The following is a 16,705-nucleotide window of genomic DNA, read 5'->3' as shown; positions in this document are numbered from 1 at the left end:
TTTAATGGATTTATAAGTATTGTTTAATCAAAAACAATAACACCTTTAGCATTTTTTCCAGCAAGCATATCATCGAAGGCTTGTTGTAAATTTTCTAAAGGATAAGTTCTCGTAATCATTTCGTCCAGCATCAAGTCGCCTTTGTCGTAAAGAGAAACCAATTTAGGAAAATCGATTTGCGGACGACATTTTCCGTAAAGCGGATTGATGTATATTTTATCCCATTCAAACAAATTCATGTCTATGGTAATTTCTTCTTCAATACCACTTACTTGCACAGCGGTTCCTGCATTTCGTATCATGGCTAGGGGAGCGGCACCAAGTGCTGGAACGGCGGTACACTCAAAAGCATAATCGGCTCCTCGTCCGTTGGTTAAGGATTTGACGGTTTCGGCAGCTTGTTGAAGACCTACATCGTTTTTATCGGCTAAAATGGTATCGGTTGCACCAAATTGTTTTGCCATTTCTAAGCGTTCTTGGTTGATGTCGATAGCAATTATTTTAGCTGCTCCCGATATTTTTGCGCCTTGAATGACATTCAATCCAACACCTCCGGTACCTAAAATTACCGCCGAACTCCCTGCTTGTAATTTAGCTGAATTTACCACAGAACCATAACCCGTCATCACCCCACAACTAATAATACTCGCCGAAGGAAAAGGCATGTCGCTGTCCATTTTCACACAAGCGGAAGCTTTTACCAAAGCGTATTCTGCAATCGTGCCGATGTTGAAAGAACGTTCAATAGGCGCATCGTTCCAAAGTGTGCCTTCTAAATGCGCGTGACCGGGTGTGTAACCGTTTCCGCCAGCTGTTACCGGAGAATTGTTTTCGCAAATATGCTGATTCCCTTCCTGGCATTGAAAACACTTCATACAAGGCGTTGCCCAGTTTAAAATCACTCGGTCGCCAGGTTTGAAATCGCTAACAGTACTTCCCACTTGTTCTACAATTCCGGCACCTTCATGACCTAAAACAATGGGTTTTCCCCAGGTTAAAGAATCGTGATCGGTATGGCATAAACCTGCAGCTTTGATTTTTACTACAATTTCGTCGGCTTGTGGTTCGGCAACTTTTACGGTATCTATAATGAATTTACCATCGCCCGTAGCAATGGCACTTTTTGAAAGTATGGACATAAGGTTTGTTTCGTTTGAATTAGTTTTTTAGAAAATTGTTTGGTTTAAACGGAATGCTAGCATCGGCAATTTTAGCTTTATCAAGCGCTTGTCCCGATTTTATAAAGCGAGTCCCTAACATATAGGCTTTCGCATAATTCACAGCATCTACAGCTAGTAAGGTGTCGTCTTTAAAATACCAAGCGGAAAAGCTGTTTTCGGTAGCTTCTTGGCGGATAATTATATCTGTAAACCCTGTGTTAAGTCCTACCATTTGTAGTTTGACATCGAATTGATCGGACCAAAACCAAGGAATGCTGTCATATATAATACTGATATCGCCACAAATGGCTTGAGCTGCTGTTTTGGCTTGATCGACGGCATTTTGCACCGATTCTAAACGAACGTGTGTTTTGTAATGCGGATTGTAGTGAAAAGTACAATCGCCAATCGCATAAATATTCGGGTCGTTGGTTCGTGTGGTGGCATCGACTTGTATGCCATTTTCTATGGTTATGCCAGCTTCCTGAGCCAACTCAGTGTTGACTATAATGCCAACGCCAATCACGAGGATATCTGCTTCTAAAGTCGTATAGTCATCACAGGTTACTAGGTTGTAATCGCCTTTGTTTTCTACAGCAACTACAGTTTTTGAAGTTAGAATTTCTACGCCATTATTTTGATGCAATTTGGTGAAAAAAGCAGACATTTCAGGAGTGGTTACACGGGCTAAAACACGATTTTCTCTTTCGATAACCGTTACTTGTGCACCTAACTTTTTTAAAGATGCTGCAGTTTCTAATCCTATATAGCCACCACCAATAACCACTACACGTTTTTTTGTAGATTGATTAAAGGCTTTTCGAATATTTACCGCATCCAAAGCAGTACGCATAGCGAAACAGTTTTTTGCTGTTTCGATGCCTTTAATTGGAGGAATAAAGGGGCGTGCTCCTGTTGCAATCACCAGTTTGTCGTAAGCTTGTGTGCTGCCATCTTCCAAAGTTAGGTTTTGTTCTTCTCGATTGATGCTGCTTACGCGGATTCCTAATTTTAAAGTGATTTGATCATCGGTGTAATTTTCCTTCGGAAATAATAAACTTTGCGGCGTATTGGGATCGCTAGTTAAATAGGCTTTTGATAGGGGCGGCCGGTGGTACGGAAATTCCGGATCGCCATCGAATAAAATAATGTCACCCTCCCAGCCATATTTCCGTAAGGCAAAAGCACAGTTAATTCCAGCATGACTGGCACCAATAATTACACAGGTTTTTTTGTTGCTTCTTGCAGTCATTTTATTTGGCTACTTTTAAAATTAAGCCATCTGGGACTTCGCTTACTTGTAATTGGCATGATAAACGGCTAAAATCACTGACATTATCATCAAACTCTAGCATATCGTTTTCCAGTTCATCAGGTGCGCCTACCGCATTCCAAAAGGATGGTTCTACATGTACATGGCAAGTCGCGCAAGAGCAAACGCCTCCGCAGTCGCCATCGATGCCTTTGACTTTGTTTTTTACGGCCAATTCCATGACACTGCCAGAATTCGCTTCAGTTATTATTTTTTCGTTATCACTTGTTATAAAGGTTATTGTTTTCATTGAATTTAATTTAAAATATTGGGTTGAGACTTACAATGTGTTGAATTGTACCTGTAAGCTGTCAAAGCCTACTTTGCGTTTAAATTGGTCTAAACCTTCTATGTTTTCTTTCGCTTCTATAATTTCCATTGAAGCAACTTTTTTACTCAGGGTGGTTAGTAGAATTTTCATAATCTGGCGTGCATGGGTTGCGCCTAAACAATTGTGCGTACCAAATCCGAAAGCGACATGTGGGTTAACTTTTCGGTCTAAAACTACTTCGTTGGCATTTTCAAAAACGCGTTCGTCTCTATTGGCTGAAGCCCAGCACATAGAAATTCTGCTTTGTGCTTTTATAGCATGCTCACAAACTTGAGTGTCTTCGGTAACTACTCGTCCCATTTGGGTTAATGGCGAAAAGTAACGTATTAATTCTTCAATCGCGGTATTTAGTATTTCAGGTTGTTCGCGTAAACGTTCTAAAGATTTTGGATGCTCAGCAAAATAAGCAATCGAATTGGTCACCGCATTAATAACGGTATCACGTCCACCAGCAAACGTTAAAATCACCACACCTTTTACTTCTTCTTTACTCAGTTTTCTACCGTCAATTTCAGCATTTAATAATAAAGCGTATAAACTGTCGTCCGGATTGGCTATGGTTTTGTCAATTTGGGCGTCTATATAATCGTATAAAATATTGGCTTTGTCGCTATCCAATGCGGTGTCTTCACTACGGAAAACATGGGTTCCCCAGGAAATCCATAATTCGGAAGCTTCAAACGGAATATTTAATAGTAAAGTTAAAGCTCTAGATTGTAGTTTTAAGGCAAATTCCTCTACAACTTCAACGTTATCTTCTGCTAAAGCGTCTTCTACTACCTTTTCAATGATTTCGGTTAGTTTGGTTTGATAATCGGCTTCTAAGGGACGTTTAAACCAAGGGTCGATTAAATCGCGGTAACTTTTATGTTGCGGTGGATCGACTTCAAAAGGAATTTGACGTGTATCTCGAATATGTACTTCAGAAGGTACTACGATTCTCCCAACTTCTTCGCCTCCCGATTGAAAGGTTTTCCAGTTGTGCGCACATTTACGAACATCTTTATGCCCGAGTATCATTTTTACAGGGTCGTTTTGGTCGTTCATTTCACCAAAACCTTTGTCTTGACGCGCTTCTTTAAACGGATCTTCGAATTTGCTTTTTTCCATGGTCTATCAATTTCAAATAAAAGTGTTTGTTGGTATGGGCAAAATTGGATATTATAATTGATGCTTAAGTAACCGTATTTAGCAAAAAAGTAATCTATTTTGACTTTGCTTACTACTGATAGTGTGTTTGTTGACAATAAAACATATTTTCGGAGGGTTTGTTCAGTTAATGTGCAATCTAATAATGACTAAACTCTGTGTAGCTTTTCTTTTGTGTTAGTCAATTCAACATTTATGGTAGGTACTTAGAGCTTGAAAAAATATATTTGAGGGTATAGGGTGCCTAAGTTAAATTTTGACAGAAATTAGAGGAATATAATATGCTTTAAAAAGAAATTTAAATCAATAAAATGAAAAATACATTGCAATTAATCATGCTGATTTGTGGATTCAGCCTATCGGCACAGGTGTCTTTTTTAAGTGAAAGAAATCAATTTAAAGTTACAGATTGGACTTTCAAAAAAGGAGTGATTTACAACGCACAGGCCTTAGTGTTTGATAATGCTGATTGGGAAAAAGTAACCGTGCCGCATACGTATTCTATGGATGCCATTGAAGAAGTAGGTTACTATAAAGGAGAAGCATGGTATCGCTCAAACTTCAAAGTTGAATCTAATGATAACGAACGAGTTTATATTCGATTTGAAGGCGTTGGGCAAGAAGCAAAGGTCTATGTAAACGGAAAATATGTTGATGAACATATTGGGGGGTATTCTGCTTTTTGTTTTGATGTTACGGATGCCCTTACCAAAACGGGAAAAAACCTATTAGCTGTAAAAGTGTCTAACGCTCCTAATTATAAGCGTATTCCTGTGAATGACGTACTGTTTAATCACTACGGAGGAGTTTATAGAAATGTAAGTGTGTTTACAGCACCTAAAATTAACATCAGTCCAACACATCACGCAACATCAGGTGTTTTTGTAACGCTTCAAGAATTAGATAAATCAGCAAAAATTCATGTAAAGACAATGGTGAATTTTGAAGAGTCAAATGAAGAGCCATTATCGTTAAACTATGTTGTAAAAGATGCTACGGGGAAAGTCGTATTAACTCAGAATGCAGAAGTTCGTCCTACAAATGAAATCGAAGAAGTGTTAGAAATTGCTAAGCCTATATTATGGAATGGAAAAAATAAAGCTCATTTATATAACTTAGAAGTAACGCTAAAATCTGATATGGGAACAGATAAAGTAGTTCAAACTTTCGGGATAAGAACTTTTGATGTTAATCCAGATACAGGGTTTGTTTTAAATGGTAAACCTTATCGTTCTTATGGGGTGGCGATGCACCAAGAATGGGAGCAATCTGGACCTGTATTGACGAAAGAACAGCATGAGAAAGATTTTGAATTGATAGATGAGATTGGAGCGACAGCTTTAAGAATGTCTCACTATCAACATTCAGATTACGCTTATGATTTAGCCGACCAAACCGGATTGTTGGTTTGGGCAGAAATCCCTTTTGTACACGATTATAGTGGGCGTGAACAAAAAAATGCAAAACAACAATTGACAGAATTAATCTTACAAAACTATAATCATCCATCAACTGTGTGCTGGGGTTTGTGGAATGAAGTACGTGCGTATGAAAGTCCAGACGAGCCTTGTGTACTATTAACCAAAGACTTGAATGCTTTGGCACATGAGTTAGACCTAACAAGAAAAACAGTTTCAGCTAGTGATCGCGGAGACGAATCGAATATGGGGAACCTTTCTGATTTACAGGCGTGGAATAAATACTACGGTTGGTATTATGGCGAATATAAAGACATGGGAAGCTGGTTGGATCAATACCATCAAAAATTCCCGAATCGCCCGGTGGGCATTAGTGAGTATGGTGTTGGAGGAAATATTTTTCAGCACGATATTTCCAAATTAGAAAAACCGATAGGGAACTTTTTCCCAGAGCAAGAGCAGAATACCTATCATGAAATATCTTGGAAAATCATTCAAGACCGTCCGTTTGTGTTCAGTTCATACATTTGGAATATGTTTGATTTTTCTGTTGCAGGATGGAACAGAGGAGGCATTAGAAATCTAAACCATAAAGGTTTGGTGACTTTTGACAGAGAAACTAAAAAAGATGCTTTCTATTTCTATAAAGCCAATTGGTCTGAAGAAGCTGTTTTATACATCGCAGAAAGAAGAGATACAGAAAGAACAGAAGAAACCGTTCAAGTAAAAGTATATACCAATCAATCAAAAGTAACGCTGTTTGTTAATGGTGAAATGTTAGCAACACAAAAACTGACTTCTGATATTGGCGTGTTGACTTTCGAAAACATCAAACTGAATCCAGGGAAAAACACCATTAAAATATCAACTGGTAAAAAGTTAGTTGATGAAGTGGTTTGGAATTTAAAATAAGAAAACATGAAACAAGGGATTTTATTTGCAATATTATTAAGTGTTTTGGCTTGTACTAAGCAAGAACCAAAAGAAGAATTACCAACAACTGCTTTTCCGTTGAAATTGGAAAATCTGGAAGAGAACAGACCAATGAGTGCGGCTATGAAACGTGCTTTTAATAACTATGAAGCGCCTCGTTTGTTGGATAATGAGTTGTATTCTAATTTTAGATATACACAGCTGGAAGGATTGGATTATCATGGAGGAGATGGAACAATCTCTCGTCGTGATCCATCTAAAATTATTTTTGAAAACGGGAAGTATTATGTGTGGTATACTTACAGAAATACACCGGTTGCACCTCGAGGTTTTGAAAAGGCCAATGATACCATTCCATCTACAGATTGGGATTTAGCAGAAATTTGGTATGCGACTAGTGAAGATGGATTTACTTGGGAGGAACAAGGAGTAGCTGTGCCCAGACCAAAAAAACCAATGCGCGGACATCGTTCTGTGGCAACCGCAGATATTTTAAAATGGAAAGACTCGTATTATTTATACTATCAAGCTTTTGATGCGCCTAGTGGTAAATACAACCCAGAAAAAGATGCTTATGATATTTGCCCAGTAGCGATGTCTAAGGCAAGTTCACCAGACGGACCTTGGGAACCAATAGATAAAGTAGTCGTTCCTTTTGGTGAAAGTGATGCCTGGGATTGGCGAGTGATCCATGATCCAAATCCATTGGTGCATGATGGAAAAGTGTATTTGTATTATAAATCAGGTTTAGATGTAAGAGATGCCAATAGAAAGTTTTGGGATGTATGGGGATTGGTAGTTGCGGATAATCCAGAAGGACCCTTTGTAAAACACCCTTTAAGTCCAGTAACCAATTCAGGTCATGAAACCATGATTTTTCCATTTAGAGAAGGAGTGGCTGCTTTGATTGGTACCGATGGAATAGAACATTATACAATTCAGTATGCTAAAGATTGGGTGAATTTTGAGATAGCTTCAGTTTCTCAGTTGTTCCCAACAGCCGCTGGGGTTTATTGTCCAGATTCGTTTACCGATTCTAAAAATGCAGATGGAATTACTTGGGGTTTGTCACACTTTATCAATGCTGGAAATGATTGGGGAAACATGTATTCTATCTTAGGGCGCTTTGATTGTGATTTAAGTCTTTCTGTTGATGATCCAAGTTTAAAGCAATCTAATTTGTTGTACCCAAACGATTTGTACTTCAGTCGTGGGTTGAGTGAGGATCAAAAAACAAGGATAAAAGAAAGAATAAAGAATAATAAGTAGTACCTGTACAATTTTATGTTGTTCTTCTCTATTCCGCTCGAAGACCCTGAATTAATAAGGTGTTCGCAGCGCAGTCGAGAACATTTTTCAATTAAAAGTTAATTATAAAAAATGGTCAACACTATTAAGGGAAGTTCACCTATCGAAATAAAAGCTTAATGTTTAGTGAAAATAGAATACACCAGTGTTTTTGTTTCTGCTTTTACTTGTTTTTGAATGCCTATATGATTTGTAAATGGAAAACGAAAAGATAGCCATTTGACTTGTATTAAAAATAATTATGTATTTTGACTTTTTTACTAATCGAATATCTTGTTTTTCAGCAATAAAACATATTTTAAACCATTTTTACTATATAGTGTCGTATATAATTTGTTTCTTTTTGGCTCCTATTTCATTGGAACAAAAAATAATACAAATAAAAAATACGACGTCACATAATTAAATAGGTATTAGCTGTAATTATGAAAGCTACTTTTGAAAAAATAGAAAAGCGGGAAGATGCTGCCTTGCATCATTCCATTTATGAGGACACGAGTTTTAAAACGCCGTGGCACTTTCATCCAGAATTGGAATTAACCTTTATTGTAAAAGGGGAAGGCGTGCGTTACGTAGGGAATACGTTTCAAGAATTTCAGCCCGGCGATTTGGTGTTGTTGGGTGCAAATGTGCCGCATTGTTGGAAAAACGATACCGATACAGGTGTGAAATCCATTGTTTTTCAATGGCAAGCTGATTTGTTAGGCACAGATTGGCTGGAAAGAGCAGCTTTTAAAAACATCAAAACCCTTTTAGATACGGCAAGTAAAGGTATTCATTTTCCTTTAGAGGATAATGAAAAGGAACAATTCCAGAAGCGCTTGGAAGTGATGGAATCTTTAGATGCCTTTCATAAATTAGTGGCTTTTCTAAAGTTATTAGAAGATTTAAGTGCATTTAAAAACAAGAAGTATTTAATTACCGATGGATTTTCTCCTAACTTAAATATCCGGAATTACAAGCGAGTAGATGCCGTTTATAATTATGTAACAGCTAATTATCGCAATAAAATCACTCTTAAAGAAGCATGTAGTGTATTAAATATGGGCGAAGAAGGTTTTTGTCGATTTGTAAAAAAACATATGAATAAATCGTTTTTTACTTTGGTAAACGAGTACCGCATTCATCGAGTTAGTAAGGATTTAATAGATACCAACAAGCAAGTTCGCGAAATTGCTTACAGCTGTGGTTATGAAAGTTTGCCGTTTTTCTACAAGCAATTTCAAAAATTTATGAACTGTTCTCCATTACAATTCAAAAAAAAGTATCTAAATCATATTTCAAATTGAATTTGGTTCAATCACACGATGAATAGTAATGCATGATTTTTAATTTTTATAAAAAAAGAAGCAGAGAACTTTGTTGTGTTAGAAATTTCAATTCTTTATTTATATTACTCCATTTTTCAAAATGCCTTAAAGCTTTGAAATAATTTTGATGTATAAGCAAATTAATATAATTTCAATAAAGTTATCCTTCATGGGAATAAAAAAAGGAATTGTAAGATAAAATTTTCATATCATGTTTTTGATAGATGGCTGTACATTGTTGATTGATTTCAAGGTTAGCTATGGTTTCAATTTTTAGAATGACCTTAACGCTTCCATTTCCAATTTAGACTGGGCTATTTTGGGTTATACCAAATAGGAGAAGATACCGCTCGTTCCTGAATAATCATAGTGACATCTTTATCCATTTTTAAATTATAATTAACCGCATCATAAAGCGTCCATCGTGGTGTTGGTATTTCAATAACACGGGCGTAATAAAAAGCACTTAATTGAGGATCAAAATCAGGATCTTCAAAAACTCCAACAAAATCAGAAGCTCCAATATCGTTGGTGTATTTAGCTGTTTTCATATCTACCGTATTACCTACAGCAGGTAATTTGCCTTTAGCATCTATTGTGCGGTCTCCAGACCATTTGACGTCATATATTTTTTCATGAGTTTTACCATCAGTATCTAACCAGCCTTTAACGATTTGAATACGGTCTAAATTCGCACCTTGAGGATCTTTGGTTGCAGCAAATAAGAATTTTGGGGATTTCCCTTCAGAAGAAGTTTTTAAATCACTTCCCATTGGAACACCTTTAGCGTAACCTGATTCAGCAATATTACCAGAAGCATCACTAGTATTAAAATCATATCCTGCAAATAAACGAACAGCTATTCTTGGGCCAGAAGAAGCATAAGTTTCACGACGTTTCATGGCATCCCAAATAGCTTCACGTGTATTTGATGTTGCCCAAACTCCGGTTATACCATTAGCACCTAAAGTCCATGCTTTTCTAACATAGCCTTTTTCTTTTTTATAAATCTTACCCCAACGTTCGGCTGAAGGTTCATCTACAGGGAATTTCCCCCAATAATTGTCTTCTTCAGCACCAGATGATAAACCGGTGTGCGTGTCTGTTCCACTAACAATTCCATATTTAAAAGGGTTTACCCCAAATTTCTTTTCAAGCGCTAAACCATTTTGTAAAGCTTGACGAATGTATTCATATTTTATGGCGTCCTCTGGTTTTATATTTCCAGCTAAATCAGAGGTATCCCAAATTTCAAAATTGGCAAACTCATCATTAGGTGATAGCGATGGATGTGTTTCACTAGCTCCCTTGTACTGGTAAATTTCATATAAAACTTCCCAACGGGCACGCGCTTCTGCCCATGCTTTGGTAAGCGGTGAACCATCGTAACGCTCTAAACGGAACATCCATCCGTTAGACATATTTCCGTTATGCGGAATTGCCAATGCATGCCCTCCTGTTTTAGATTCCCAATTGTCCAACCAAGCCCATAAACTTTCGGGGTCGGTTCCCGATCGACCTTCAGCGGCAGATGAGAATGTGGTTAAGGGTAAAAATTCACGAGTTTTATCTGCACCTTCACGAAAAACGACATTACGGTGTAAATTTTGTCCAACTTCTCCGTTAGACGTCCATTCATAACCAATAAAAGCTGTGAATGTTCCAGGTTCGTTATATTTTTCCATAATGTCTACATTCGTATCCCAGGCGGATCTTGCCCATTTTGGATCCATCATTATTTTAGGTAGCGATTTTGAAGCTTGAGCACTAATAATACCTCGTGTTGCTTGATACCCGGCGTCACCACCTTCCATAATACCATCATACCAACCTTTAACAACAGGGTCGGCTAGCATTTCTGGATTCCCTGCTTTTATTTCAACCAAGGTCCCCATACCGTCGGAGTGATCGGAAACCACAACCCAATCTAAGGCACGTTCTAATTTAGCGTCTTGGCCGGTGTTGGAATTCACGGTTTCGCCTCTTGCAAAACGCACTGCTTCTTCAGGACCTACAACGGTTCCTGCAGCCGCGGCATCACCTGAATAACTGGTGTGTACGTGTTGATCTCCCCAATAGACGTTTTCCGGGTATTCCGTGTTTTTTACTGTTGAAGTTTCGGTTTCCTGAGGAATAGTGTCTTCTGTAACTTCTTTTTTAGCTTCTTCCTTACAACTAACAATGCTGATAAGTAAAACGACTAGGTATATAATTTTTTTCATGTTAATTGTATTTCTGAATTTTTTGATTAAAACTTTTTGAAATATAAGGTATATCCTAGAAGTAAACCTAAAGAACCATATGAGGCTTCTGTAATAGTTGTGGTTCCTTTTATTAAATCATTTTCACTAGGGTTGTTTAAAGTTCCTTTTTGTTCGTAGTTATCAGTACTTCCAGTACTATATAAAAGGCCAAGACTTAGGTTGCTTTGATTTTTTTTAATGGTAACTCCCGCTGAAATGTGGTAGATATCCCAACTGCTTATAGTGGTTTTTATACCGCGATTATCATTAAGAGATTTATCAAAATAAGACATGTCGTTTCTTGCGCTTAAAAATAGAGAAAGACTGTCTTTTAATAGATATTCATAACCTATGGCAACATTAAAGACTGATTTGGCAGCAGCACGTACACGCATAAAATCATCGGCTCCTAATTGGGGAGCTACATTAGCGGGTCTTACAAAGGTGTTTGAAGCGATGTCCATGATATCATATTGATCTGTACTTCCATAATATTGGCAGGAAATACCAATGTGAGATTTGGAACCAAGGTAATTAACACCTGCTGAAATCGACAACGGAGATTTAAAAGTTGTTTTTAGTTCACTTTGTCTATCGGTTGCGACTGCAGATATACGATTATCATCAATTAATTTGAAATTATTTGCCTCAATGTTAGCAGCTACACTACCAATTCCCATAATATTTATAGAAGGTGTTGTAAGTGTTAATCCAGCCTTCCAACGTTCTTTTTGATATGAAACTCCAAGCTTAGCACTATAACGCACATTGTAATAATCAACATTTTCGTTTAGGTTTGCGGCTACTAATGTACGTTCGGTATCATTCATAAAAACATAAGTAGATAAACTTCTGCTAAAGGATTGTGAACGTATGGTAAACAAGTTGGTAAGTCCGACCGACCAATTTTCGTTCAATCGTCTGGCTGCCCCAAATGCAATTAAAATCTCATTGAGCCTATCACTAACCGCAGACTCTGCTACAGTTTCTTCAAGTCCTGAACTTTCAGCATCATCAATGATTTCAAAAAAGCCATCTTTTCTAGCAACTCCCTTAAAATTAAAGCTAGTTGGTGCCATGAATCCGTAGCCTACTTTCCAGTTATCATTCTTAACATTTATCATCCCTCCAGCTAAAAGGGGAACCGATCCGAGTTGTCTACTTTTAAAATTAGCTTCCTGACCGAGAGCATTAGAAATTGTGATATTTTCGGCTCGGTAAGCGGTGGCGTTAACAGATATTGAAGAATTATCTAAAAAGCCAAGAGCTCCTGGGTTGTAATAAAGCATCGTGTTATCATCACTTCCACCAACAACAGCACCAGACATGAGCACTGAGTTTGAGCCGAATTGCTGTGTCCAATAATTAGTGTCTTGAGCCTGTATTTTGAAAACAAAATAGGCTGATAATAAGATGAAACAGCTTAGTGTCTTTTTAATTTCCATGGTATATAGGTGTTTTGTTTACTAAATTTAAGTAACACTTTTGCGGGTGTTATTACTTCGGTGTGTACCAAATCGGTGATGTCCAGCCGCGTTCCTGAACGGTTGCAGCCACATTATCTAACAAAGGCAAATTGGCCCTCACGGCGTCATAGGTAGACCAACGTGGTGTTGGTATTTCAATAACTCGTACATAATAAATGGCATTAATTTCTGGATTAAAACTAGGATCTTTCCAAAAACCCATAAGCTGTGTGCTGCCAATAGAATTTGTATATGTAGCAGTAGTTAGATCTACGGTGTTTCCAACTTCAGGTAGTTTTCCATTGGCATCTAGTTTTCTTTCATCAGACCAAGCTACATTATATATTTCTTCTTTGGTCTCGCTGTTTTCAATCCAACCCTTGATGATTTGAATACGGTCAAGATTGGCGCCATCGGGATCTTTCATGGCAAATACTGAAAACTCGGGTGCTTTTCCTTGGGTGTTTTTTAAAGTTTGCCCCATTGGAATTCCAGAATTATAACCATCGGCCACTAAAGCATCATAATCATTTAGTGTTTCATCTAAATCGAAACCACCAAAGAATCTCACTTTTAAACGGGTTCCACTTGTAGCAAAGGTTTCTTTGTTGCGCATGGCATCCCAAATGTCTTCTCTTGTGTTTTGACTAGCCCAAACTCCTGTTAAAGCACCAGGATTTAGGTCTTTGCCCTTAATCCAACCACCAACTTCACTGGTTCTTCTTATTTCTATGCTACCATCAGCAGCACCGTGACTTCCATATTCAAAATTAGACTCAGTAACATTTGAAGGGGTTCCGTTATGACTATCTGTTCCTCCAACAATACCATATTTATAGGGGTTGGTGCCTAATTTGTTTTCATAATCTAAGCCTTTAATTAAACCGTAGCGTACAAAATTTTCTTTCATGGCTTTTCTGCCACTATAATTTTGCATGGAGTTGGCATTTTCAAAATCAGCAAACTCATCGTTGGTCCAGAACTTAGCATGAACTTCAGAGTTACCTTTAATTTGCATCATTTCAATTAAAGGCTCGTAATAATTTCTAGTTTTTACATACTCCTCATCAATAGGGTTGCCATCGGAATCATTCGGGTTGAACATCATACCCTTACTCGCATTAGAATTATGAGGAATAGCAAAAACATGCATACCTTGTTCTTCTAAACCAGCCATCCATTTCCATAAAGCTTCTTCGCGATTGATATCTACCGTACCTACTGGTAGATCTGGAAGGTTCATATCTCTAAACAGTATATTACGGTGTAAGTTTCCGCCATTAGGAGCCGCAGTCCATTCAAAACCAGCAATGGTTGTAAAAGTTCCTGGGGTGTAATGTTCGTTTACGGCATCAATCATCACCTGCCAACCATTTTTTACAGCTTCTTCACCAGGGAAAAAATCAGTGCGTTGGGGTGTACTCGACCTGTTATTATTTACCACATATTTAAAAAACCACTTCTCTTGTTCTTTGAAACTAGTCAAACTACGAAGTTCTATCAATTTAGGGTGGTCGTGGCCCTCGGAGGCTTCCGTGTAGTTGGCATACATTTCACCAATATATTCAGCATGGTCTGTAACCGCACAGAAATCTAGAGGTTTACTAATTGTGATTTTGTTGCCATTAACGTCAACGGTTTCTCCTTTAGCAAACCGATAAGCATCAGTGGGTTTTAAACGTGTTCCGCCCAAATAAGCATCTAAAGAATATGAGGTGTGTACGTGGGTTTCACCAAAAAAAGCTTCTTTGTTTTTAAAAAAGGGAATAGTGTCTCCTGAGGCTGAAACGATTTCTTTTTTTTCTGTTGTTTCTGAATCCCTAACATGCTTTTTATCTTCTTTACAAGAAAAGAGGGCTAAGGAAATACTTAGTACTAAAGTAATTTTCTTCATAACGGATCAATCAATTGTTAAGGGCTTGTTAAAGGTAGCTTTAATTTTGCTAACAATCAAGGGGTTATGTAAACCGATTTTAAAGCTTCTAAATTGCTTTTTTGTTGCGAAATAAAATCACCTTGAACTGGTTTTCCGCCTCCTGGAGGGATTACGATACTTTGTATTCCTATGTTTTTTAAATTTGAAAGAGATGCTTCTAAAGGCGTGTTTTCCCAAATTATGGACTTAATGTCTTTTTGCTTTTGAAGCGCCTCAATCTCATGTAATTTATCGCCAGCAATGTTATCTGAGGGTTCCCAATGTAAGCTCGTACCTTTAATTTTATAGGCAGCTTCAAAATATTGATATACAGGATGAGAAAAGGCAATTTCTAAATCGGGTTGGCTGGCAACTGTAGAAAGGAATACTTGGTGCAACTGTTCTAACTCTGCTTTTAAGTTTTCAAAATTAGATTCAAAAGTTGTTTTATCTTTTTCAGATTGCGTCATTAAAGCATTTTTTATCGCTTCTGCCTGTTTAATTGCTAAGCTTAAATCTTGCCAGGTGTAGGATGCCATTTCTGGATGTTCGTGTGCGCCTTCACCACCATGACTGTGTGTAAAAACATGTCCTGATGCTAATAATTTATCTTGAAAGCTTTCCGAGGTATTGATGATTTTGTCTTCAGGTATTGATACATTCATTAGCCATTTTTCGTAGGAAGCACCGTTAATAATAATAAGATCGGCATTTTGCATGGCTGCAATGCTATCGGCTACAGGTTTCCAATAATCTGGAAACGTTTTTTGAGATGCCGGGAAATGCAAATCAATGGTTTTACCAGCAATACGGTTTGTGAAATAGTATAATGGATAATTGGTAACATAAACAACAGGTTTTTCAGGTGTATTACTTTCTATATCCGCAGTTTCAGATTGTTTTTTATCGTTTTTACAACTGGTAAAAAGGACTAGGCATAAAAGTGAACTTAAAAGAATATGTTTCATAAAATATAAGATTTAAAGAATGAATTTTTCGATGAGATAAGGGCCGTATAGGTTTAGTGTCAAGACTAATAGAGCAGCTAGTAAAATGCCGATTCCTATGGTTATAATGATTTCTAAACTGAGCACAAGTTGGATGGCGTTTGAAGCACCTCCAATACGGTTCATGGTATTAATTTCGCCTTTTCGTAACTGTAGCGATAAGCTAAATACCAAGGTAAGAATGATTAGTGTCGCGATTCCAATACTAATCGCAGCAAGCATAATCAAGTCTTTTACTGACAGAACGGTATCTAAAAGTGCTTTCATGGTAATTTTTGGGACAACGATGTGTAGGTTATCTGTTCGATTTTCGAATCTTCCGCGAAGCATTAAACTGCCTTTTTTGTCCGTTGGATTTATGATAAGTGCTTGTAATGGAAATTCTTCAGGGTTGCCGTGAAAATGAAAACTGTCTATATTCTCTGGAGTAATTTCGGTGTACGATAAAATGGCTGGGCTTGCAACGACTTCTGTTTTACTTTTTGAAAGCACCAAACTGTCGGCTGTTTTTTCGTTAAGATTTTCATGGCCGTGTGCCAATCCTGAAATAACCCAGGTTGTTTTTATGTCGGTAAATACGGCATTATCATCTGGTGTTCCAGTAGGGTTGAGAATACCAACAACGGTCATTTTTAAAGGGTAACTTCCTGCAATGTCGAAAGTACTTGCTGGCGATGAAATTACTGACTCGCCTAAATTAATTTGAAGAATTTTTGCGGCTTCACTTCCTAAAACACATTCTCCCAACATGGCCATGGGACGACCAGATTGAAAACTGGTTTTTCGGAATTTAAAATACTCTGAAGAGGTTCCAACGATAGGTTGGTTTTTAACCTGATATTTTAAATGTAAGGGAATAACAGCACCAAGTTTGGTATTTACTAATTCTGAAACAATATGATGCGGAATAGGGTCTAGGTGTGATTTTTTAAAATATAAAGCGCTTAAATTAAGTTCGGTGTCGCTGCCTTTTGCTCCAACTAAAAGCGGCGTATTTTCGGCGCGCGCCATCATGTTTTTAGAGCCTTTTTTTGACAAGGTGTTTAGCCCTAATGGAATAAAAAGCACCAAGCTAATAGCAACAATAAGCACCAAAGTTTTTAACCAATGGTATTTTAAATAGGCCCAAGCCAAGTAGAATTGTTGACTCATG

General features: G+C 37.5%; 12 protein-coding genes. 3 read left to right on the top strand and 9 right to left on the bottom strand.

Annotated features, from left to right (window positions below; all coding sequences use genetic code 11):
- Positions 1 to 23: 23 nt before the first annotated feature.
- The 4 genes from Q4566_RS13945 to Q4566_RS13930 are packed head-to-tail and all read right to left on the bottom strand — an operon-like array spanning position 24 to position 3,913.
- On the bottom strand, positions 24 to 1,139 hold the full coding sequence (locus tag Q4566_RS13945) for a Zn-dependent alcohol dehydrogenase (RefSeq protein WP_303422359.1): 1,116 nt from the start codon (positions 1,137 to 1,139) through the stop codon (positions 24 to 26).
- 19 nt (positions 1,140 to 1,158) lie between these two features.
- On the bottom strand, positions 1,159 to 2,412 hold the full coding sequence (locus Q4566_RS13940; RefSeq protein ID WP_303422356.1) for an NAD(P)/FAD-dependent oxidoreductase: 1,254 nt from the start codon (positions 2,410 to 2,412) through the stop codon (positions 1,159 to 1,161).
- Between the two features lies 1 nt (position 2,413).
- Entirely contained in the window at positions 2,414 to 2,722 is a 309-nt protein-coding gene (locus Q4566_RS13935) for a 2Fe-2S iron-sulfur cluster-binding protein (protein ID WP_303422354.1), read from the bottom strand.
- 30 nt (positions 2,723 to 2,752) lie between these two features.
- Positions 2,753 to 3,913: a cytochrome P450 gene (locus tag Q4566_RS13930; RefSeq protein ID WP_303422351.1), complete on the bottom strand. Its 1,161-nt coding sequence runs from the start codon at positions 3,911 to 3,913 to the stop codon at positions 2,753 to 2,755.
- Positions 3,914 to 4,263: 350 nt separating this feature from the next.
- On the opposite strand from Q4566_RS13930, the gene Q4566_RS13925 reads away from it, so the two are divergent.
- From Q4566_RS13925 to Q4566_RS13915, 3 genes are all read left to right on the top strand, one after another.
- The gene (locus tag Q4566_RS13925) at positions 4,264 to 6,282 is read left to right on the top strand and encodes a glycoside hydrolase family 2 TIM barrel-domain containing protein (RefSeq protein ID WP_303422349.1); all 2,019 of its coding nucleotides are present in this window, start codon (positions 4,264 to 4,266) and stop codon (positions 6,280 to 6,282) included.
- Between the two features lie 6 nt (positions 6,283 to 6,288).
- The gene (locus Q4566_RS13920) at positions 6,289 to 7,572 is read left to right on the top strand and encodes a glycoside hydrolase (protein ID WP_303422346.1); all 1,284 of its coding nucleotides are present in this window, start codon (positions 6,289 to 6,291) and stop codon (positions 7,570 to 7,572) included.
- Positions 7,573 to 8,036: 464 nt separating this feature from the next.
- Positions 8,037 to 8,900: an AraC family transcriptional regulator gene (locus Q4566_RS13915; protein ID WP_303422343.1), complete on the top strand. Its 864-nt coding sequence runs from the start codon at positions 8,037 to 8,039 to the stop codon at positions 8,898 to 8,900.
- 335 nt (positions 8,901 to 9,235) lie between these two features.
- Here the strand turns inward: Q4566_RS13915 and Q4566_RS13910 are convergent, their stop codons facing one another.
- The 5 genes from Q4566_RS13910 to Q4566_RS13890 are packed head-to-tail and all read right to left on the bottom strand — an operon-like array spanning position 9,236 to position 16,704.
- Entirely contained in the window at positions 9,236 to 11,143 is a 1,908-nt protein-coding gene (locus tag Q4566_RS13910; RefSeq protein WP_303422340.1) for a DUF3604 domain-containing protein, read from the bottom strand.
- 26 nt (positions 11,144 to 11,169) lie between these two features.
- Positions 11,170 to 12,609: a hypothetical protein gene (locus Q4566_RS13905; RefSeq protein WP_303422336.1), complete on the bottom strand. Its 1,440-nt coding sequence runs from the start codon at positions 12,607 to 12,609 to the stop codon at positions 11,170 to 11,172.
- A 52-nt stretch (positions 12,610 to 12,661) separates the two neighbouring features.
- Positions 12,662 to 14,524, bottom strand: a complete 1,863-nt coding sequence (locus Q4566_RS13900) for a DUF3604 domain-containing protein (RefSeq protein ID WP_303422333.1) — start codon at positions 14,522 to 14,524, stop codon at positions 12,662 to 12,664.
- A 56-nt stretch (positions 14,525 to 14,580) separates the two neighbouring features.
- Positions 14,581 to 15,513, bottom strand: a complete 933-nt coding sequence (locus tag Q4566_RS13895; protein ID WP_303422331.1) for a metal ABC transporter substrate-binding protein — start codon at positions 15,511 to 15,513, stop codon at positions 14,581 to 14,583.
- Between the two features lie 12 nt (positions 15,514 to 15,525).
- Entirely contained in the window at positions 15,526 to 16,704 is a 1,179-nt protein-coding gene (locus Q4566_RS13890) for an ABC transporter permease (protein WP_303422328.1), read from the bottom strand.
- Between the last annotated feature and the right edge of the window lies 1 nt (position 16,705).

Origin of the sequence: Tamlana sp. 2_MG-2023 (assembly GCF_030548465.1) — a bacterium.
Classification (GTDB): Bacteria; Bacteroidota; Bacteroidia; order Flavobacteriales; family Flavobacteriaceae; genus Pseudotamlana.
The sequence above is the reverse complement of the archived record's forward strand: the minus strand, read 5'-3'. Positions and strand labels throughout refer to the sequence as shown.